This window comes from Bradyrhizobium sp. SHOUNA76 (genome assembly GCF_023006445.1).
In the GTDB taxonomy this organism is placed as follows: Bacteria; Pseudomonadota; Alphaproteobacteria; order Rhizobiales; family Xanthobacteraceae; genus Bradyrhizobium.
The window spans coordinates 1-19686 of sequence record NZ_JALBHA010000031.1; the positions used below are offsets into that span (position 1 = coordinate 1).

Below are 19686 nucleotides of genomic sequence, written 5' to 3' on the forward strand. Positions count from 1 at the left end.
CGCGCGGTCTGGCTCGACCGCCAGGAGATCCAGCTCGAGGTCGCGCGCGAGGGCGAGGCGATCGCAATCCGCTTCATCGATGCCGAGGGCAAGGCCGGCAACGCGCATCTGCTGGCCTCGCCATGGAAGCCGGGCGATGCGGTCTGGCAGGGCACCATCGATGGCCAGTTCGTCGCGCTGCAGGCGCGGCCGATCCCGAACGGCATCCGCCTCGCGCATCAGGGCGTCGAGGTGCCGGTCTATGTCTGGACCGAAGCGGAAGCCGCATCCGCGCGGCTGATGCCAGTGACGACGGCCTCCGACAGCGGCAAGAAGCTGCTCTGCCCGATGCCCGGCCTCGTGGTCTCGATCGCGGTGACCGAGGGGCAGGACGTCAAGGCCGGCGAGACGCTGGCGGTGGTCGAAGCCATGAAGATGCAGAACGTGCTTCGCGCCGAACAGGACGGCACGGTGAAGAAGGTCCACGCCAGCGCCGGCGCGACGCTGGCGGTGGATGCGCTGATACTCGATTTCGCATGAATCCGCCGCCAGTCTGTCCTCCGTCCTCGATGCGTCGATCGACGGCTGGACTCCTAGATGGCGCAAGATGAGGAGGAGGACAGTCGTGTTCCCCGATGAGTGGAAGAAGATTGCCGAGAAGGAGTTGAAGGGCGATCCCATCAAGCTTGTGCGGATAACGCCAGAGAATATTGCAATCAAGCCAGTCTATACGGCGGCGGACCTGGGTGGCATTGCGCACTTGGGCTCGTTGCCTGGAACGTGGCCGTTCGTTCGTGGTCCGCGAGCGACGATGTATGCCGGCCGAGCCTGGACAATTCGTCAATATGCGGGGTTTTCGACGGCAGAGGCATCGAACGCATTCTATCGCTCCGCACTAGCATCCGGACAAAAGGGCTTATCAGTCGCTTTTGATCTGGCGACGCACCGCGGCTATGACTCGGATCACCCTCGCGTCGTAGGGGATGTCGGCAAAGCTGGCGTCGCAATCGATTCAGTCGAAGATATGAAAATCCTCTTCGATGGGATTCCCCTTGGGGAAACGTCCGTCTCCATGACCATGAACGGAGCAGTGATTCCCATCCTGGCAGCCTTCATCATCGCCGCCGAAGAGCAGGGCGTTTCGCGCGAAGCTCTGTCCGGAACGATCCAGAACGATATTCTCAAAGAGTTCATGGTTCGAAATACCTACATCTATCCCCCACAACCGTCGATGCGCATCGTTGCGGATATTATTGCGTACACGGCGCACCACATGCCGCGGTTCAATTCGATATCGATCTCTGGCTACCACATGCAGGAGGCTGGAGCGACACTCGTCCAGGAGCTTGCCTTTACGCTCGCTGATGGACGTGAATACGTCCGATCAGCGCTCGCCAAGGGTCTCAACGTCGACGATTTTGCCGGGCGGCTTTCGTTCTTTTTTGCGATCGGAATGAATTTCTTCATGGAAGCAGCAAAGCTCCGTGCTGCCCGACTCATTTGGTCGCGTGTGATGGCGGAGTTTCAACCCAAGAAGCAATCGTCCTTGATGCTTCGCACGCACTGCCAGACATCCGGGGTCTCCCTTCAGGAGCAGGATCCATACAATAACATCGTGCGGACCGCTTACGAGGGGTTGGCTGCCGTGCTAGGCGGAACTCAATCCCTACATACGAACTCATTTGATGAGGCGATTGCGCTGCCAACTGAATTCTCGTCGCGGATCGCTCGCAATACACAGTTGATACTTCAGCATGAGACGGGTGTTACCGACGTCGTCGATCCGCTCGCAGGATCCTACTACATCGAGCGCCTGACGGACGATCTGACCCGTGAAGCTTGGCAGCTCATGGAGAAGGTCGAGGAGATGGGAGGAATGGCGCAGGCGATCGCGACCGGTTGGCCCAAACGGCTGATCGAGGAATCCGCGACACGAAAGCAAGCTGCGATTGACCGCGGAGACCAGGTGATCGTCGGCGTTAATCGGTATCGGCTCGAACAGGAGGAGCCTATTGATATCCTGGAGATCGACAATTCCTGCGTGCGCGCGTCGCAGATCAGGCGTCTCGCAGAAATCAGGAGGGCGCGAGACCCGAAAGAGGTCGAAGCTGCGTTGGACGCGCTAACTCGCGTGGCCACGACGGGGGAGGGCAACTTGCTGGAGGCGGCGACGGGGGCTGCTAGATCTCGTGCAACGGTCGGCGAGATGTCTGACGCAATGCGAAAGGCCTTCGGTGATCACGAGGCAATCCCGGACGTTGTCTCGAGCGTATATGGCCCCGCCTATGGAGACGATCCTGAGTTCACCAATATCGTGTCACGGGTCGACGAAGTTTCGCAGGCGATCGGCGTGCAACCAAGGATAATGATCGCCAAGCTTGGGCAGGACGGGCATGATCGAGGCGCGAAGGTTATTGCGTCCGCATTCGGAGATATCGGTTTCGATGTGGTTGCGGGCCCGTTATTCCAGACGCCGGCGGAAGCTGCAGTGATGGCGGTTCACGCTGGCGTTCATGTGCTCGGCATTTCGTCACTCGCGGCCGGCCACAAGACGCTTGTTCCGCAGATCGTTGAGGAGCTGAGAGCAGCTGGTGGGAAGAACATCATCGTCGTTTGCGGTGGTGTGGTGCCCCGACAAGATTACGATGAACTAATCCGTGCCGGAGTGGCCGCCATATTCGGACCGGGCACGAATGTGCTCGAGGCGGCCCGAGCCATTCTTGATCTCATTGAGGGCCGGCGAAGGAACCGCTTGGATTGAATTGGCACCTGATGACGAGCGACTTTTGCGGGCCCGCGTCGTGTTCGTGTCCGGAGATGTCGGATATCTCGACCCCGACGGCTTCCTGTTTCTCTGCGATAGGTCGAAAGACCTTTTCATGTCGGGGGGCGTCAACATCTTTGCGGCCGAGATCGAGGGGCAGCTGCACAAGATGCAAGCCGTGGTCGATTGCGCGGTGTTCGGCATCCCTATGAAGAATATGGCGAGACAGTCTGCGCGTTTGTCCAAAGCAGCCCGGGTATCAGTCTGACGTCTGAGGATATCCAACAATACCTGCGAGGACGGATGGCAGGATACAAAATACCGAAAGTGGTGGAGTTCAGACCGGCACTTCCACGCGAAGACTCGGGAGAGATCTTTAAGCGCAAACTCCGCGATCCATTTTGGGTCAATGCGGGACGTCGGATTTAGAGGCGACCGTGACGCCAGCGATTGCATGATGGTTCGGCCGGATGCTGCCTATTCACCTGCAGTGATGCGTCGTTGACGACGAGAGTCAGCTGCGCCTGGCACGAGCAGAGTTCCTCAGCTTGCAATCGTTCGCGCTCGCCGGTCGCATAAAGTTGTAGGACAGTTGGCTGCTCGTACCCCCTGCTGTCTGATTGGGATCTCCGGCCACTGCTGCTCCCGACTTTCCGCGTCACGAGGTCTCACTCGCGCAGCTCGGCCAGCAAAGCATGCGCAAGTCCAGTTTGCGACTTCCAAGACTCGCACGACTGTGCAAATAATGCAATAGGGATCAGGCGCCGAAGAGCGGGGCTGTATTGTGCGGCCAAAAGCATCCCGACGAAGAAGGCATTTTTGCCAGGAGGATCGAATGCAAGGTCAGCTTCCGAGCGTATTCGCGTCGCCGGTCGAATACGAAATGCGTGGACGAGTTGCAGGAAAAGCACTGGTGGGAGTGATCGCGTTGGCGTTTCTTTCGTCGCCGGTGATGGCACAGAAGAAATACGACATCGGTGCGAGCGATACGGAGATCAAGATCGGTCAGACCATGCCTTATAGTGGCCCTGCATCGGCATTCGCGATGATCGGCCGCATCCAGGCTGCCTATTTCAACATGCTCAACAAGGAGCGCGGAGGAATCGGTGGTCGCAAGATTACGTTCATTTCGCTCGACGATGCCTATAGTCCGCCCAAGACGGTCGAGCAGACCAGAAAGCTCGTCGAGGATGACGAGGTGTTTGCTATCGCGTCATCGCTGGGTTCGCCGACAAATTTGGCGATCTCGAAATATCTGAATGCCAAGAAGGTGCCCCAGATCCTGGTGATGGCAGGCACCACGAAGCTCGACGACCCGGTAAGCCTGCCCTGGACGACGACTTTTTATTCGTCCGCCATCGTCGAGGCCAGAATCTACGCCGACTACCTCCTGCGCTCCAAGCCGGACGCCAAGATCGCAGTAATTTTTCAGGATGACGATTTCGGGCGCAATTATCTATCTGGTCTCAAAACCGCATTTGGCAGCAAGGGGACCATGATCGTTGCGCAGGCACCCTACAACATCACCGATCCTACGATCGATTCCCAGATGGTGAGTCTGAAGTCTTCCGGCGCGGACGTACTCTTTGTTGCGGCGACACCGAAGTTCGCGGCCCAGGCGATCCGCAAGGCCCATGAGCTTGCCTGGAACCCGCTAAAGATCGTGGTAACGGCTTCTTCGCAGCTCGAGACGGTCCTGAAGCCGGCCGGACTCGACGCATCCAGGGATCTCCTGACATCTCAGTGGATCAAACAGTCCGATGATCCCGCTTGGCGTGACGATCCCGCCATGAAGGAGTTCCATGCCTTCTTCAAGCAGTGGGTGCCGGGTGCCGATCCGAACTACGGAAGCGCAACCTACGCGTACTCGACCGCCCAAATGATTGAGGAAGTCTTGCGCAGGTGCGGCGACGAGTTGACCCGGCAGAATTTGATGAAGCAGGCGACAAACATCAAGGACTTCCAGTTGCCGCTGTTTCTACCTGGCGTGAAGGTGAATGTGTCTGCCACCAGCCGTATCGGATGGCGTCAAGCCAGGCTGTTCAAGTTCGATGGCAGCAACTGGCTTCCCGTCAGCGATGTCATCACGGTACATGAGAACGACACCAAGATGTGAGGGTAAGCGTCACCAAGCCCCGCTACGCGGATGGGCGATCGCATCATCGAGCCGGATGGTCCGCAAGTCGGCGCCTTTCCAAGGCAGGACATCGGGCTCGCTGAACTCTCTGCGCCGGCAACAAGCTGGGGCCTGCTGCTCAGCAAATTAGTTCGGGGTTACGTGTCCATGCCGGATATGACCGCGCTGGGTGCCACGGAGGCGGCGTGGGTCTCAGCGGCTGTAGCACTGCCGCACGAGACTTGCAGATGTGTCTCGGCTATGGAGCGGCACCTGGGGCAAGTTATGCCGCAGTCGCAATGGCCGCAAGAAACTGGTCGATTTCCGACTGTAATTGTGCGCTATCCTTCGAGAGGAGCCGAGCTGAAGACAACAATTGCGCTGCCGCCGCACCGGTCGTGCCAGCCTGTTCGTCCACGCCCTTGATAGTGCTGGCGACCTGGTCCGTGCCGAGCGCTGCCCGTTGCACATTTTGGGCGATCTCCTGAGTCGCGGCTCTCTGCTCCTCGACTGAGGCTGCGATGACCGCGGTCGTTTCCGAGATCTGACCTATGGTCCGGACGATTTCTCTCGTCGAATTGACGGCCTCGGCGGTCGCTGCATGGATTCCGCTTATCTGGACGCTAATTTCTTCGGTTGCTTTGGCGGTTTGTGCCGCCAGCGCTTTGACCTCTTGTGCGACGACGGCGAAGCCTCGTCCCGACTCTCCTGCTCGCGCCGCTTCAATGGTCGCGTTGAGGGCGAGCAGGTTTGTTTGTTGCGCTACCGAACTGATGAGCTTCAGGACGTCGCCGATCTTGGCAGAGGCCTCCGAGAGAGCCGCGATCAGGCCGTCCGTCTGCCTGGCTTGGTCGACTGCTGTGCTCGCGATTTCGCTCGACCGGCTGACCTGGCGGGAGATCTCGCCCACGCTGGCAGAGAGCTGCTCGGTTGCAGCTGCGACTGATGAAACGTTGGCGGATGCGTCGAGCGACGCTTTGGAGACTGTCTCGGAAAGGCGAGCGGTTGCGCCGGCGCTTTCCGTCATCGTGCCAGCAGCTTCCGCCAAGTTCGTTGAGGATCCTGAGAGCGATCCGATGAGCTCGCGGAAGCGCACGCCAGCCTGTTCGACTGACCCTTTCCTGGCCAGCCTGAAAATCCCAGTTGCAACCAATATGCCAGCACAGGTATCCAGCATCGCGGCCTTCGAGAGGTGCTTGACTGCGGTGAGGGTGACGGCCAACCCGGACCGAGCGCCAAATCGGCTTGGCTTGGGTGCTGTGGCAACCTGGTCAACTAGAGCCCCCGCCACCGCCAGTCCGTATGAGCCGACGAGCCACTGCGGTCCGATCTTTGCGGCGAGTGCACTCTCCATCAGCCGCCGGAGGGCTTCGGCATACTCGCGGCCGAACTCAGCGGCCAACAGAGCGTCCCAATGTCGGACATAGGCGGCGATGACGGGCTCAAACGCCGCCGAATCGTGCTTGATGGATCCGTCAAGCATGGCAACGTTCTTGAAGTGCAGTCTTGCAAGTTCAGGGACGTGTCTCATGAGCACCGGCCTGAGGCAACGGAGCTCTTCGCGCATCGAGTCGTCCAGATTTGAGCCTTTCAAGTAGCCGATCAGCAGCTCTTCGATCATCCTGGAACCAGCCTCGAGTTTGATAAGATTAGCTCGAGTTTAGGCGCGCCAGGTGAATATTCTGTAACCATTTGTACGAGCGTGCGAATGTAGGGCGTTGCCAGGCGGGCTTGAAGTTCGGCACCCAAGGATTGAATTATTCACATGACAGGAGGGGAGTGGATGCGCCAAAGACCAAAGGATTTCTTTTCATTATCGCACGTATGTGCAAATATTGCAACGGGAGATAGAGCGCCGGGAGGGCGTGAACACGTTCGTGTGTCGTTAGGGGCCAACGCAACAAAGGTTGGACCAATGCGAATGTGCGTCGATCCGGGCACATGATCTCCCCTGGACCGGGCCTGGCGCCGCGCCACCGAACAGCGTGGCGAACGCTGGTCTTGTTGGCTAGGGCGGCGCTCCTCTCTGCGCCGGAGCGCGAGTGCGGCGGTCGCCGCTTTCGCGTTAGCAATTGGTTGACAGCAGCGGACGTGACTTTCGACGCGCCATGAACACGATGAATCTGGTCGAGTATACATTCCAGGAGTTCGTTGATGCCATCCACACGGCGGGCGATGCGACCGCATTTGAACGGGTTGCCGCACGGCTAGCTCAAAAGCTAGGGTTCCAGCGGTTTGCCTATCTTCGCCTAACCGGCGACACGCCCTTGCTGATCTCATCGTACCCCAAATCCTGGACCAGCCGCTACTTTCACCTTGGATATCAGCAGCTCGATCCCGTAGTCCTTCGTGCCCGGGCCGAACGTGACCTTTTCAGCTGGGGAGGGGCCACTCGCGCGGCCGCTGGGAATCGAGCACAGCGTCAATTCTTTGATGAGGCGACGACCTTTGGGCTCCGATCCGGGATCACGGTACCGATTAGAGGCGCCTTCGGACGGATCGCCGCATTCACGCTGGCGACGGGTGATCGCGAGATCAACCTGGATCGGCATGTCGGTGAATGGCGCGATGTCGTCCATCAGGTGGGACTATATTTTCATGTCCACGTGGCCGCGAAGTTGGAGGCTCCTTCTGTCGCACAAGAGCACGCTGAAAGTGAGCTGACGCAGCGCGAGCGCCAGTGTCTTGCATGGACCGCGCAAGGAAAGACGGCCGCCGATATCGCCGTTTTGGTGGCCATTTCGCCGCGCACTGTCGTCTTTCATCTCGAGAACGCGCGCCGTAAGCTCGGCGCGGCGTCGATTGCCCAATGTGTTGCGGTTGCGTTGCGCCGTGGCCTCTTGACCTGATCGAGTTTCGGTCAACCCACTCGACGAAATGGACGGGAATGCAATGGTCCGAACCCGGGCCAGACGACTGCTGCAATGTGTCCAAACCAAACTGGTCTAGCGTGATCCAGCCGATCAAACCGCACCTGCAAAATCTGACAGGCGATCAGCAGCGCGTTTTCTGGTTTCAAGGCCTCCCGGATAATTTGAGGAGGTCGGCATGCACGCCATCGCGCTTCACACGTCCCAATTTGGTCGTCATTTGGATTTGCTGACATCGATGTATCGCCTTCGCCGCCGTGTCTTCAAGGACCGGCTGGACTGGAGCGTCTCGGTTTCGGGAGATCTGGAAATCGATGTCTATGATGCGCTGAGTCCGACCTATATTCTCGCCGTCTCGGACGACAGCGAAGTGGTGGGTTGCGTCAGGCTTCTGCCGACGACCGGACCAACAATGCTCGCTGATACCTTCTTCAACTTGCTAGGCAATAGGGCGGCGCCATGCGACGAGCGGATCCTCGAAAGCTCGCGGTTCTGCGTCGACACCGTGCGCTGTGTCGAGCCCGGCCGGAGCGGGTTCAACCGAGCAACCTTTGTGCTTTTCGCAGCGATGCTCGAGGCGATGCGCACAAAAGGAGCGCACTCGATCGTGACCGTGACGGATGCGCGGATGGAACGCATTCTGAGGCGAGCTGGTTGGCCCTTGGAGCGGCTGTCTGAGCCGCAGCCGGTCGGACCAACCATGGCGCTCGCCGGTTTTCTTCACGATTCTGATCAGGCGCTCGAAGCCATGTACCGGCAAGTCGGTGTCGACGGACCGGTTCTTCTCGCGACCGGTTCGGAACGCAAGGCCGCCTGATCTCTCCCGACGACGGAGAGTCTACAATGATGATGGCCGACCCGCGTCACAGCTGCCTTGTCCTCTTGAACTTGACGCGGGGCGACGGGGGGGATGATCAGGCAATCGCTGTTCGCCGAGCCGGAAGTCTGGCTTTGTTGCCGGCTTGCCGGGAATTGTTTGGCGTTTCCGTCATCGCAATCGGTGAGTATGATCGAGGCCTCCTGACCGATCAAATTGCCGCCTCGATCGAGTACCTCGACATCGATGCCTTGTCCTTGTGGCGAGATCCACGACTTGCGGCTCAGCTCGCGGAATCAGGCGCGGGTGTCATCTTCATAGGGGGAGCATTCCTGGAGGAAGAGGTGCTGATCGCGGCATTGGAGGGAGCAAGGTGCGGCTACGACATCCGGCTGCTCTCGGACTTATCGGTTGACCGCCACGAAGCCGATCGTCCCCTGGTTCTTGCCCGGCTCGCCCACTATGGCATCCTCGCGACGACAATCCGGCAGGCTCTCCTGGAATGGGTGACTGTTCTCGGCGATGACGCAGTCAGTCGGAGGATACTCGAGTTGCTCTCGTGAGGAAGGGAGCAAAACCAGGTCGGAGTTCAGGATCGGCTGCCCGCTATGGCGACGTCGATCTTCAAGGTCTCGCCGATTCTCCGGCGGGAGCGTCGTCACGGCGTGGTGGAGCTCGGTGGGAATGGTCAAGATGCTACTCAGGAGCTCTTCCGCCCACTGCCAACGTAGGCGTCCACCACAGATCCTACCGCAGGCCCGGAAGAACGGATGACAGACCTTTCCTTCCGCCGTCTTCGCGCGATACTCGATTTCGGCGAGCAGCTCTGGCTCGATCCAGATGCCCTTATGCGCGATCCGCTTTGTGTACGGCTGCGCCTTCTGATCAGCGGGTTCAGTCTGTTTTGGAGGTTAGCGGCGAGGTCTTGTCAAAGCCGTGGTCGACCTTGCCCGCATAGATCAGATCGTCGCCCTTGCGCCGGCCGACATAGATGCCGTCCCACTTTTCCTCATCGAGCGCATTGCTTCTCGCCATTTGTCGAGCATGGCGTTGGCCGATAATCTTGTCGGACAGGCCAGCGTGATCGACGGCGACACGTTGGAAATGCACGGAGTACGTAGTCGGCTTTGGGGTATCAATGCACCGGAGAGCAGTCAGTTGTGCCGCGGTGACGACAGCTTACAGTATCTGTGTGGTGCGCAGGCCGCGAACGACCTTGACGCCTTCATTGCCCACCGTGCCGTCAAATGTGTTCCAGTCAGCCTCGACCCGTATGGGCGCACGGTCGCGACCTGCTCGGTCGCAGGCAGGGATCTCAGTGAATGGCTCGTACGTAATGGTCTTGCGTTGGATTGGCCTCAATAGTCGAAGGGCAGATATTACGAAGCCCAGCGCGAGGCCGAGCGCACCCGCCAGGGTCTCTGGAAGGGCAGTTACGTCGCGCCGTGGCTATATCGTGCCTGTATCCGCGCAAGCGGAAAGCCATCCGCCTGTTCGGACGATGCAAATTCCCATCCTTGACGCGATCCCTGCACGCCGCCAATCCGCAACGTGCGTTGGCCGATCACCGCTCCTGGGCAGGTGGCTCTGGCGCGGTTTGGGCGACTCACGCTACCCATCATCCCCAGTCACCTCACTGCACAATGGGAACGAAATGGTTGCAGCCACCCGTGAATTGCCGGCCTCTGGTTACGCGCTCGAAGTGGACGGCCGGCTGAAAGCCGAGTTTGCAACCAGAGACGGAGCCAGGGCAGGTGGCGAAGAGCTGAAGAAGCGCTTCCCGATGCTTCAGATTAAAGTCTACGACGCGGAAACACAGGCTCGGGAGGAAATCCGGATTCCCTGAGCCTGCGTCTTTCCAGATTTTGTCGTGTGAGTGCGGCTGTCCAGGCGAACGCGGCTTTTTCCCTGCGTGCCGTAGAAATCGGCTCGCGATGAGGGCTCAAGAGAACTCGCGTCCGGTTCCAAAGTCGTTCGACGACGCGTGAGCGGGGAAGAGAGCAGGTCTATTCCGCCTTGTCGGTTGATCCAAGCGAGCCGAGGCTTCGATCTACGATCATTTTGGCCAATTCGTCGACATCTACATCCGCGCGGGTGCCAGCGGCGTCAGGCTCGCCTTCTTTCTGAGCGGTCGAAACCTTTTCGACCTGTCGTTTTGCACTTTCACGCTCCCAAAAGACTCTGAGCCCTTCTAGCCGGCGTTGATGATGTTCGGGTACTTGCGTGAAGTCTGGATCCTGATTGCCTTCGATGTACGGCGTGAAGCAAAATGGGGCGTTCGCCTTGATGAACTCCTGGCAGAACGAAAGCGCCTCGTCAGTGTTGAGTTGCTCAAGCTTGTTTAGCTTATCCTCGCTCTCTTCGAGGCTCGGCGACGGACGCATATCCACCCAAAAAATTGGATATGGAAGGCCGCCGAATACGCCCTTTAAGCTCCGTCTTCCATCAAAGAAGATGCGGGGCTTTTCATATCCATAGTCTTCATCAGAAGGTTGCGCTCGGATCGCCTTGATCAACAAGAGCGCCATCTCAACCGAGATGACCAACTTCCTTGGTGTCGACAGCTGACCAAGCCGAAACCCTGTGTCGATCGCCGGTCCAATGTAATCTCTGACCAGTCCGCTATCGATGCCTTTCTCAGCAAACTGGTGGAGCAGGACAAGATTGCTATAAACAGCGTCGTCTTCATCCTCTTCAGCGCGGCGCTCTAAATCCGACCTTCGGAAGAATACTTCTGCATTGTGAACAGGGAAGCCCGCCATCCACGCAGTTGACTTAAGATCAAGCGACTTGAACTGCTCCAGGAGGCGCTTACGATACGAGGAGACAGCTCTCATCCATGCATTGAGTGTGGTGAGAACTTGCCGATTGTCGGTCAACCGCTTCGTGTAAACCAGCTCATCGCCGATGCTCTTCCACAATTCTGGCGAGTCGCCGGTTGGCCATTTAACTCGCTCAGCCCGTTCGACGCACATTGCCCATTCCCGGGCGAAAGCTTGATCCATCGCTTTGTAAAATTGTGCAATGGGGGAGAACCACGGTGCCGCTGGCGGCAGCTCCGTTTCGCTTTCTCGCTGATCCAGCTTTTCGCCAGAAGATTGCTTGAAGGCTGTCGATCCGACAATGTCGACGCTTAAATAAAGCCGCAGGCTTGAGGCAAACGGGTCTGTTTTTGGGGTGTCCAATCAGCTCAACCCAAGGACCTGACAGCGAATGCCAGCTGCTTCTGCCGACACTACGAACTCATTGGCGAGCAGTGTAATCGAGCCGCCCAGCGTGCGAAAATATTCTCGGAATAGATTTGCCGGCATCAAAAATCCCGCCGCGAACCAGTTCGCCTCCCATTCGACTCGCCCGGTCCCATAACGTTGGGCTTCTAAGTGCTGCACAGGCCGACCAGTCTGGTTGGGATAGACGTAGTGCAGGAAATAATGACCGAGTTCATGAGCAATAGTGAACCGATCTCTTGTGGGACCAGTGTGCGAGGCGAGAAAAATCTCAAACCTGTTCATCCCCTGCACCCGAATAGAGCCGGATGAAACGGCGTTGAAATTCAAAATGTCCTGAATCCGAATAACGCCGCCCAGCTTCGAGACGATTGGATCGAGATCCTGGCCAGGCCGATAACTCAGATGCTCGGCGACCCTTGCCGCCAAACTATCGACTTCGGCTTTGGACAAGCCGCACTCTCGGGGAGCACTGTAATCCATGAAAAAAGCCGCCACACCGAATCATTATCGCGTAATAGCTTGGCACAGATAGTGAACTTCTTGCTTACCAACAAGGGGTATGGGGCCCTTTCGTCATCAGATTGAGCCGCTTTGGCGGGCAAAACGCAATCGTTAACTCGCCATGCTCCCTCGGGGAGGCGGCCGGGCGCCAGCGATTGCACCCGGAATGAGCGTAGCCGGGGACAAACCGCCGAGTTGGCTTGAAAGGCGGATACAACCACCGGTAAAGGATACTGAAGCTGATGCCGGTCGGGGGTGGGACGAATGCTGAGATCGCTTATCGTTACCCTATGCGCGCTTGCGCTGGCTGGCTCTCTCTTGGCCATGCCGTCCAAGGCTCAGCAACTGACTGCCCCGGCCAAAGGTCCGGCTCCTGAGGCTCAAGGTTCGGCGCCGACGCCTCGCGGAGATGCGCCACAGAAGCCCGAAGCACCGCCCGCGGGATCAGAGGCGATCGCGCCTAGCGATCCCCAGAAGCAGTGCGTACGCCAGGGCGAATTTGCCGTGGAGCTCCGATCTGGCCGAAACCCGGTAGGTGCACCCATCGTGCTCACCACAAACTTTCTGCCGACCAATCAACGTGTCGACATTGGTGTGCGCGCGCCGTTCGTGGAGGGGGTGCGATATTTCGCCGGGATAGATTACGGCGATGAGACGTATCTCTTCAAGCGTCAGGACGCTGTTACTCACCGCGCGACAGAGTCCGATCCGCTGGTGCAGAAGCATCTGCTGGAACCCGATCAGACGATTGTCACGCTGAACATGAGCGATGATCTGGCGTGGTTTTGGAGCAGGGTCGATCTGTATCTCTACACGTGCAACAATCCGGTCGGGCAATCCCCTTGGCGGGTCTCGTCAGTGAGAGTCCGTCTGAGCCCGTACTGGTTCAGCATATTCGCTGTGGTAGCTGAGGTCCTGGTCTTATACCTTTGGATCGCCTTTGCCCTCCGTAAGCAGGATCATAAGTTCACGTCCTTTCTCCGCGCTTTGAACCCTGCCCAAGTCTCCGCTGGGCCGGACGGGAAGGGCAGCTTGTCGACGTTCCAAACCCTGGCTTTCTCGCTTGCGGTCGCCGCCCTGATTACTCTTCTGCTGTTGCAGACAGGGACCCTGGTCGACCTGTCTGGCTCTATTTTGACGCTGCTGGGCATCAGCGGCATCGGGGCCACTATCGCGAAAGGCACGGACAGCCAGCGCAATACGTTGTCGGCCGAAAATCGCGCGTGGCTTCTCAGGCACGGCTGGATTCCGATGGCCAAGACTGTGGTCGACCCGTCAAGTGCAACCTGGCGGGATTTCTTCAGTACGGACGGCGTCTTTGACGTGTATCGGTACCAGAGCTTTATCTTCGGTCTGGTAGTTATCGGCGGACTGATCGCAGCTGGCGTCAATCAACTTTCGACGTTTGTTGTCCCAAACACGATTCTGGGCATCGTAGGGCTCAGCCAGGTCGTCTACATCGGCGGAAAGCTTGTGACGCCAACCAACATCTCCGATCTGAACGCCGCGATCGCGAGCCTTCGCACAGACGAACAAAAGCTCAAGGCTGCGGCTGTGGCGAAAAAGCAAGGCCAGGTGGCGAGCTTGGCGGAGGCGATTCCACTGGTAGGTCAGGACATTTACGAAGCATACCGGCAGAAGGCCCGGGATGTCGCGGCGATTTTCACTGACGCGACCGGCATTGCCGTGGTCGACGCATCGCTTGAACCTGTTGTCACCTAGGAAGAGTGGGGCAAATGGCCGAAAAGCCGTTAGACGATACGAAGACCTATCCGCATATGGCGCACTGGTTCGATCCGGTGCTGCTGCTCAAGCTGTTGAATAATGTCGTAGTGTCTTCAATGTTCGGTCAATACGCGGACCGGCGGCTGATCATCGCAGCTCTCGATACTGTTTTGCCGGAAGAGCACACGAAAAGAGCGAAGGACTTCCGGTCTCGGCTGACGGCAGACAAGGACGGGGCCGTCTGGATCGACTGGGTCGCCGATCTCGGCGACGGCTTCGACAGCACTTATGCGGTAGCGAGCCTGCTCGCGCGCAAGGAGTTGAAAATAGGCGAGGTTACGCTGCCTCGAGGCGAGGCGCTCATCATGGGCGGCGACGAGGTCTATCCGAAAGCGAGCCGACAAGCCTATATGAACCAGCTTCGCCAGCCCTACGCCTGGGCTGCACCCGACCACGACAGGAAAGACGACAACGGCAGGCCAGTGCTCGCGATCCCCGGCAACCACGACTGGTATGACGGGCTGGTGCTTTTTCTCGCCTATTTTTGCAAGGAAAAGCCGTGGCACCTCGGGGCATGGCGTTCCTATCAGCGTCGCAGCTACTTCGCGGTCCAGATTACCGACACCTGGTGGCTGTGGGCGACCGATATCCAGCTCGCCGACGACATGGATCAACCGCAGGCCGACTACTTCAAGCACATCGCAGCCAGCATGCCGGAGAATTCGAAGGTCATTCTGTGCAGCGCGGAGCCCGGCTGGCTATACACTGACAGCAACCGCAAATCGTGGGAAATCATGGAGTACGCCGCCAGCATCGCGCTGAACGCCGGGCGCGGCCACACAATTCCCGTGCTGCTGTCCGGCGACACGCACCATTACAGCCGCTACGTCGGCAGGGACGACCGGCAGTACGTAACGTCGGGTGGAGGAGGGGCATTCCTGCATCCGACCCACCAGCTCGAACAAGACGTCTCGGTTGGCTTCGTTGATCACCGCGAGGCGCTGAAGCTCGGCACGATATCGGATCAGACCGATGCCAAGAAGAGCACCTCGGCGGCCTACCCTTCATTCTCGACGAGCAAATGGCTGACGTTCAGGAACGTCTTCTTCGCTTTCACGAACTGGGACTTCTCACTGCTGATGGGAGCGATCTACTTCCTGCTCTCCATCGTCATCTCGCTGCGCGACCGCCCCGACGTCTATGCATTGATAGCTGCCGTTTTTGGCGCCTCCCTGATCGGGTACACAATCAAGCAGGAAGTCTCGACCAGGTTCAAGATCTGGTTCTCGAGCGCCATTCACGCGGCCGCACATGTCGTCGTCCTCATCTGCGCAGCGCGATATGCGATCGCGTTCAACAATGAGCATTTCGCTTGGCGGGGAGAATGGTGGGAGGTGTGGACGTGGTTCGGCCTGCTCGCCGCTGAGATGGTGCCGGTCGGCTTTCTGATCGGGAGCACGCTGTTCGGTTTAAATATGCTCATCACCTGCTTGTTTTTTAGGATGAATCGGAACGATGCGTTCAGTTCGCTTCGCATTGGCGCTTACAATAACTTCCTGCGACTCCGACTGACAGAAGACGGCTTTGATATGTTTGCTATTGGGCTGGAGAACGTCCCGCAGCGGGACGACTGGGTTGCCAATCCCAAACACGACAAGAACAATCCCGATCCAGAGGTCCCGGTGTTCATTCCGAATGCTGAACTCAAACCGCATCTCATTGAAAAGGTCCAGCTCAGATTTCGGCCGAGGCAGTCCGCCTCGACCGTCTAACGTTGATGTCTGCCACCGGTGCAAAGATCCGCAGAAATCAGGCTACCAACGGTCGAACTGATATTTATGCAGATCCGGGTGGCGCGCTGAGGTCCAAACGTGCTGACGAATGCACAGGAGGATATTGTGATCCTCCGAATGGCGGGGTCTCTCTTGTGCGCGTGCGGCTGAGGCCGCATTGGGCTCTCGTGAAACCGAGCCGCTTTGCGTCTCGGCCATCCGGCTTCGATCCCTCGCGCAAGAGCTGCGGAGCTCCTCGCCGGGGGCACTCGGAAAAGGGGCCCGCCGTGCCGGCGTCGCTATCACTGCCCCGTTCCCGGGTGCCCTCTTAACCGGTCTCGTCGCTGCACTCGGTCCCGCGTGTCGCCTTCGGCGTCGCTATGCTCACGCTCCTGCGGGTGCCATGTTCCGTTGAGGCGATGCGCCCCTGGCGCACGCCTGCTCGGGGCCTTCGGCCCCGGGCACCTCAATACCAAGTCCCATGAACAATCAGACGGAAGGCGGGCCGCCCCGCAGATTTCTCATTCTCTCACTTGGAAGCATGAGGGTGAGAGTGTCGTGCGGTTTTGCCGTGACGGGTTGCAGGCTGCGAGAGGGCTCGCGGCGCCCGTCGCGGAGATCCGCGATGTCCAGACAGTATCTTCGGGCGCGCACCGGTGAGGACCGGGCAAGTCTTTATGACGAAATCACCAACAAGATCATTGCCGAGCTGGAGGCTGGCCGAGTGCCGTGGGTGCAGCCTTGGGGCACCGCGGCGGCGAAGGCGCCTTTGGCCATGCCGAAAAGCGCCGCGACCGGCCGTCAATACAGCGGCATAAACATTCTAATTCTCTGGGGTGCCGCGACCCAACATGGATTTTTAGGGCAGAGCTGGCTTACCTTCCGCCAGGCGCTGTCGCTCGGCGGTCACGTCCGCAAGGGCGAGCGCGGTACAACCGTCGTCTATGCCGACCGTTTTGTGCCGGTCGACGAAAAGAGGCGCGCGAGCGAAACCGGCGACGAAGCGCAGGCCATTCCGTTCCTCAAGCGCTTCACGGTCTTCAACAGCGATCAATGCAACGGCTTGCCTCCAGAGATCGCAACAACAGCGGCGCCTCCGCCGTCAGGCCTGATCGAGCCGCAGGTCGAATATCTGATCAAGGCGACCGGCATCGACTTCCGCATCGGCGGCAACCGCGCCTTCTATGTGCCGACGGAAGATTATGTGCAGGTGCCTCCACCGCAAGCCTATTTCGAGCCAATTAATTGGCATCGCACGGCCTTGCATGAGTTGGCGCATGCCAGCGGCCATGCATCTCGTCTCAACCGCGACTTGTCGGGCGGCTATGGTACCAGGAAATACGCCTTCGAGGAGCTTATCGCTGAGATATCGTCTGCGTTCAGTTGCGCGTCGCTCGGTATCGTGCCGACGGTGCGGCACGCCGACTATATCGGCTCCTGGCTGGAGGTGCTGCGAGAGGACAATCGCGCGATTGTGCGAGCTGCGTCGCAGGCCAGCAAGGTTGCGGATTATCTGCTTGGCTTCCTGCCCGAAGTGGTTGTCGACATGACGAGCGAGATAGCGGAGCAGGAGGCGGCGTAAGTTCCCACCCGTTGCCTCGTACAAGAGAGTGAAAGGGTAGCGGCGCTTTTCGCGACGGGTTGGAGGCTGAGAGAGAGGCTCCCGGCCGCCCGTCGTGGAGAATCGATATGACGAAGGCTATCCAAAAGATCACACTGTCCCCCTCACGTGACATTCCGTTCAACAAGCTGGTCCTTAGCCAGTCCAACGTCCGGCATCTGAAGGCGGGCATTTCCATCGAGCAACTCGCCGAAAGTATCGCGCAGCGTACGCTCCTGCAAAGTCTCAACGTGCGAGCGGTTGTGGACGCCGAAGGCAATGAGACCGGCATGTTCGAGGTGCCGGCCGGCGGTCGGCGCTATCGAGCGCTGGAGCTTCTCGTAAAGCAGAAGCGCATGGCGAAGACACAGGCAGTTCCCTGTGTCGTGCGCGAGGGGGGCATCGCTGAAGACGACTCCCTTGCAGAGAATGATGAGCGGATAGGGCTGCATCCGCTCGATCAGTTCCGAGCCTTCCAGACCTTGAGTGGCGTAGGATTGTCGGACGAGGATATCGCTGCCCGGCACTTCGTGACTCCGGCTATCGTGAAGCAACGACTGCGGCTCGCGTCCGTGTCGCCAAAGCTCCGCGACGTCTATGCCGAGGACGGCATGACTCTCGAGCAACTGATGGCCTTTTCTGTTTCAGCTGACCACGCTCGGCAGGAGCAGGTCTGGGAGAGCGTCAGCCGGTCCGGCTATGACGACCCGTATCAGATCCGGCGAATGCTCACCCAAAATACCGTGCGCGCGACCGATCGGCGCGTTCAGTTCATTGGGCTGGATGCTTACGAGCAGGCTGGCGGCGCCCTTTTGCGGGATCTGTTCGAGCACGACGATGGCGGCTGGCTCCAGGACGTTGCTTTGCTCGACCGTCTCGTGACGGAAAAGCTCAAAGCCGAAGCCGGGACCATTGCAGCCGAAGGCTGGAAGTGGATTTCGCTCGCCGTCGATTTCCCCTACGGCCACACGGATGGCCTGCGTGAGCTGGAGGGCAAACCTGTCGATCTCTCCCTGGAGGAGCAGACCACCATCGACGCGCTCAACGCCGAGCAAGCCGAGCTAGAGTCCGATTATCAGGATGCCGACGAGTTGCCCGATGAGGTCGATCAGCGTCTCAGCGAAATCGAGGCGGCACTGGTCGCGTTCGAAGACCGCCCGATGATTTACGATCCCGCCGAGATCAGGCGTGCTGGCGTCTTCGTCAGCATCGATTCTGAAGGGCGCCTCTCGGTGGATAGGGGTTACGTCCGGCCGGAGGACGATTTGTCGGCAGCCGATCCTGATGTCGAGGAGGGCGCCGACACACAGTCGGTCGAGGGGAAGGCGGCTGATACCTCCGTTCAACGCACGGTGATCGCCGTGGCCGGCGCTGCTGATACGGAGGAAGATGATGAGGATGGGCCGACACCTCTGCCGGATCGGCTGATGACTGAGCTGACAGCGCATCGCACGCTGGCGTTGCGGGATGCGCTGGCAGAAAATCCTGCGATCGCGTTTCAGGCGGTGCTGCACAACTTCGTGCTGACGGCCTTTTACCGGTTCGCATCGTCCGGGAGCTGCCTTGAGATCGGACTTCGCACGCCGCCCTTTCCCGCTCAAGCGCCCGGCTTGAGGGAAAGCGCATCCGCCAAGGCTGTTGAGGCGCGACATGAGTCCTGGAAGGCACGATTGCCGAAAAGCGAGAACGATCTCTGGAACGCGCTCACGGCCCTCGACCGTGCCGCACAGGAATCCCTGTTTGCCCACTGTGCGTCATTTGCGATCAACGCCGTTCATGAGCCGGCCAACCGCTACAATCAGAGCCGCGTCTCCGCCCACGGCGTTCGCACGCGACTAGACCAGGCCAACGTGCTGGCGCGCGCTGCCGGACTCGACATGGTGCAGGCTGGCTGGAGACCAACCGTCGACAACTATCTCGGCCGGGTCACCAAGCCTCGCATTCTGGAGGCTGTGCGGGAAGCCAAGGGCGAGTCGTCGGCGCAACTGATCGATCATCTGAAGAAGGCCGACATGGCCAAGGAGGCCGAGCGTCTCCTGGATGGCTCGGGCTGGTTGCCGGAGCCGCTGCGTCTCGTCGATTCCAGCCCGTCTTCGGTGGAGCCGGAAGGTGAAGCCGGTCCACTGCCAGAATTCCTCGCCAACGAGGAGGACCCGGAGAACGCCGGCGAAGATGATCCGCAACAGCTAGATGCGGCTGAGTGACACCGTTGAACGGGATGGCTCCGGCCATCCTGCAGCGTCTGGGGACCGGTGTGCAGCGCCGGTCCCCGTTTTTATTGGGAACGCTGAGAGGGAGAGTGGGGCCGGGAA

General features: G+C 59.2%; 17 protein-coding genes and 1 pseudogene. 14 read left to right on the top strand and 4 right to left on the bottom strand.

What is annotated here, in order from left to right; genetic code table 11:
* From MOV74_RS06885 to MOV74_RS06905, 5 genes are all read left to right on the top strand, one after another.
* The coding region (locus tag MOV74_RS06885) for a biotin/lipoyl-containing protein (protein WP_246919311.1) at positions 1 to 519 on the top strand (519 nt) is incomplete at its 5' end.
* Between the two features lie 67 nt (positions 520 to 586).
* Positions 587 to 2740 (top strand): methylmalonyl-CoA mutase, encoded by a 2154-nt coding sequence (scpA, locus tag MOV74_RS06890; RefSeq protein ID WP_246919314.1) that lies wholly within the window; start codon positions 587 to 589, stop codon positions 2738 to 2740.
* 25 nt (positions 2741 to 2765) lie between these two features.
* Entirely contained in the window at positions 2766 to 3011 is a 246-nt protein-coding gene (locus tag MOV74_RS06895; RefSeq protein ID WP_246919390.1) for a hypothetical protein, read from the top strand.
* Positions 2930 to 3172: an AMP-binding enzyme gene (locus tag MOV74_RS06900; RefSeq protein WP_246919318.1), complete on the top strand. Its 243-nt coding sequence runs from the start codon at positions 2930 to 2932 to the stop codon at positions 3170 to 3172. The genes MOV74_RS06895 and MOV74_RS06900 overlap by 82 nt, the downstream gene beginning before the upstream one ends.
* Before the next feature lie 454 nt (positions 3173 to 3626).
* A complete protein-coding gene (locus MOV74_RS06905; protein WP_404979124.1) occupies positions 3627 to 4859 on the top strand; it encodes an ABC transporter substrate-binding protein in 1233 nt (410 codons plus the stop codon).
* Positions 4860 to 5142: 283 nt separating this feature from the next.
* Here MOV74_RS06905 and MOV74_RS40970 read toward each other — a convergent pair whose 3' ends face one another.
* Positions 5143 to 6480: a methyl-accepting chemotaxis protein gene (locus MOV74_RS40970; protein WP_309486784.1), complete on the bottom strand. Its 1338-nt coding sequence runs from the start codon at positions 6478 to 6480 to the stop codon at positions 5143 to 5145.
* Between the two features lie 487 nt (positions 6481 to 6967).
* On the opposite strand from MOV74_RS40970, the gene MOV74_RS06920 reads away from it, so the two are divergent.
* The 3 genes from MOV74_RS06920 (at position 6968) to MOV74_RS06930 (ending at position 9109) form a co-directional block, all read left to right on the top strand.
* Positions 6968 to 7708: an autoinducer binding domain-containing protein gene (locus tag MOV74_RS06920; protein ID WP_246919325.1), complete on the top strand. Its 741-nt coding sequence runs from the start codon at positions 6968 to 6970 to the stop codon at positions 7706 to 7708.
* 199 nt (positions 7709 to 7907) lie between these two features.
* The gene (locus MOV74_RS06925; protein ID WP_246919328.1) at positions 7908 to 8546 is read left to right on the top strand and encodes an acyl-homoserine-lactone synthase; all 639 of its coding nucleotides are present in this window, start codon (positions 7908 to 7910) and stop codon (positions 8544 to 8546) included.
* A gap of 26 nt (positions 8547 to 8572) precedes the next feature.
* Positions 8573 to 9109 (top strand): hypothetical protein, encoded by a 537-nt coding sequence (locus MOV74_RS06930; protein ID WP_246919331.1) that lies wholly within the window; start codon positions 8573 to 8575, stop codon positions 9107 to 9109.
* Positions 9110 to 9304: 195 nt separating this feature from the next.
* Here the strand turns inward: MOV74_RS06930 and MOV74_RS41255 are convergent.
* Positions 9305 to 9566: pseudogene (locus tag MOV74_RS41255) on the bottom strand (DNA ligase); the annotation flags it as partial.
* A gap of 30 nt (positions 9567 to 9596) precedes the next feature.
* On the opposite strand from MOV74_RS41255, the gene MOV74_RS06940 reads away from it, so the two are divergent.
* Positions 9597 to 9911, top strand: a complete 315-nt coding sequence (locus tag MOV74_RS06940; RefSeq protein WP_309486785.1) for a thermonuclease family protein — start codon at positions 9597 to 9599, stop codon at positions 9909 to 9911.
* A 289-nt stretch (positions 9912 to 10200) separates the two neighbouring features.
* Positions 10201 to 10392 carry a hypothetical protein gene (locus MOV74_RS06945; protein WP_246919337.1) on the top strand — a complete coding sequence of 64 codons (192 nt, stop codon included), beginning with the start codon at positions 10201 to 10203 and terminating at the stop codon, positions 10390 to 10392.
* 160 nt (positions 10393 to 10552) lie between these two features.
* On the opposite strand, the gene MOV74_RS06950 is transcribed toward MOV74_RS06945, so the two are convergent.
* Complete coding sequence (locus MOV74_RS06950; RefSeq protein ID WP_246919340.1) at positions 10553 to 11731, bottom strand: hypothetical protein; 1179 nt, start codon at positions 11729 to 11731, stop codon at positions 10553 to 10555.
* On the bottom strand, positions 11732 to 12226 hold the full coding sequence (locus MOV74_RS06955; protein WP_246919342.1) for an ImmA/IrrE family metallo-endopeptidase: 495 nt from the start codon (positions 12224 to 12226) through the stop codon (positions 11732 to 11734). It abuts the gene before it with no gap.
* Between the two features lie 315 nt (positions 12227 to 12541).
* Here MOV74_RS06955 and MOV74_RS06960 point away from each other — a divergent pair, with 315 nt between their 5' ends.
* The 4 genes from MOV74_RS06960 (at position 12542) to MOV74_RS06975 (ending at position 19578) form a co-directional block, all read left to right on the top strand.
* Positions 12542 to 13999, top strand: coding sequence for a hypothetical protein (locus tag MOV74_RS06960; protein WP_246919346.1), 1458 nt, complete (start codon positions 12542 to 12544; stop codon positions 13997 to 13999).
* A 14-nt stretch (positions 14000 to 14013) separates the two neighbouring features.
* Positions 14014 to 15774: a metallophosphoesterase gene (locus tag MOV74_RS06965; RefSeq protein WP_246919350.1), complete on the top strand. Its 1761-nt coding sequence runs from the start codon at positions 14014 to 14016 to the stop codon at positions 15772 to 15774.
* Positions 15775 to 16399: 625 nt separating this feature from the next.
* On the top strand, positions 16400 to 17356 hold the full coding sequence (locus MOV74_RS06970; protein WP_246919353.1) for an ArdC family protein: 957 nt from the start codon (positions 16400 to 16402) through the stop codon (positions 17354 to 17356).
* Positions 17357 to 17463: 107 nt separating this feature from the next.
* Positions 17464 to 19578 (top strand): ParB/RepB/Spo0J family partition protein, encoded by a 2115-nt coding sequence (locus MOV74_RS06975; RefSeq protein ID WP_246919356.1) that lies wholly within the window; start codon positions 17464 to 17466, stop codon positions 19576 to 19578.
* The last annotated feature ends 108 nt before the right edge of the window (positions 19579 to 19686 follow it).

What these genes read in the sequence shown, in the direction of transcription:
- scpA (WP_246919314.1), top strand. Translation starts at nt 587, where the DNA reads ATGAGGAGGAGGACAGTCGTGTTCCCCGATGAGTGGAAGAAGATTGCC.
- MOV74_RS06905 (WP_404979124.1), top strand. Translation starts at nt 3,627, where the DNA reads ATGCGTGGACGAGTTGCAGGAAAAGCACTGGTGGGAGTGATCGCGTTG.
- MOV74_RS40970 (WP_309486784.1), bottom strand. Translation starts at nt 6,480, where the DNA reads ATGATCGAAGAGCTGCTGATCGGCTACTTGAAAGGCTCAAATCTGGAC.
- MOV74_RS06920 (WP_246919325.1), top strand. Translation starts at nt 6,968, where the DNA reads ATGAACACGATGAATCTGGTCGAGTATACATTCCAGGAGTTCGTTGAT.
- MOV74_RS06925 (WP_246919328.1), top strand. Translation starts at nt 7,908, where the DNA reads ATGCACGCCATCGCGCTTCACACGTCCCAATTTGGTCGTCATTTGGAT.
- MOV74_RS06930 (WP_246919331.1), top strand. Translation starts at nt 8,573, where the DNA reads ATGATGATGGCCGACCCGCGTCACAGCTGCCTTGTCCTCTTGAACTTG.
- MOV74_RS06945 (WP_246919337.1), top strand. Translation starts at nt 10,201, where the DNA reads ATGGTTGCAGCCACCCGTGAATTGCCGGCCTCTGGTTACGCGCTCGAA.
- MOV74_RS06960 (WP_246919346.1), top strand. Translation starts at nt 12,542, where the DNA reads ATGCTGAGATCGCTTATCGTTACCCTATGCGCGCTTGCGCTGGCTGGC.
- MOV74_RS06965 (WP_246919350.1), top strand. Translation starts at nt 14,014, where the DNA reads ATGGCCGAAAAGCCGTTAGACGATACGAAGACCTATCCGCATATGGCG.
- MOV74_RS06970 (WP_246919353.1), top strand. Translation starts at nt 16,400, where the DNA reads ATGTCCAGACAGTATCTTCGGGCGCGCACCGGTGAGGACCGGGCAAGT.
- MOV74_RS06975 (WP_246919356.1), top strand. Translation starts at nt 17,464, where the DNA reads ATGACGAAGGCTATCCAAAAGATCACACTGTCCCCCTCACGTGACATT.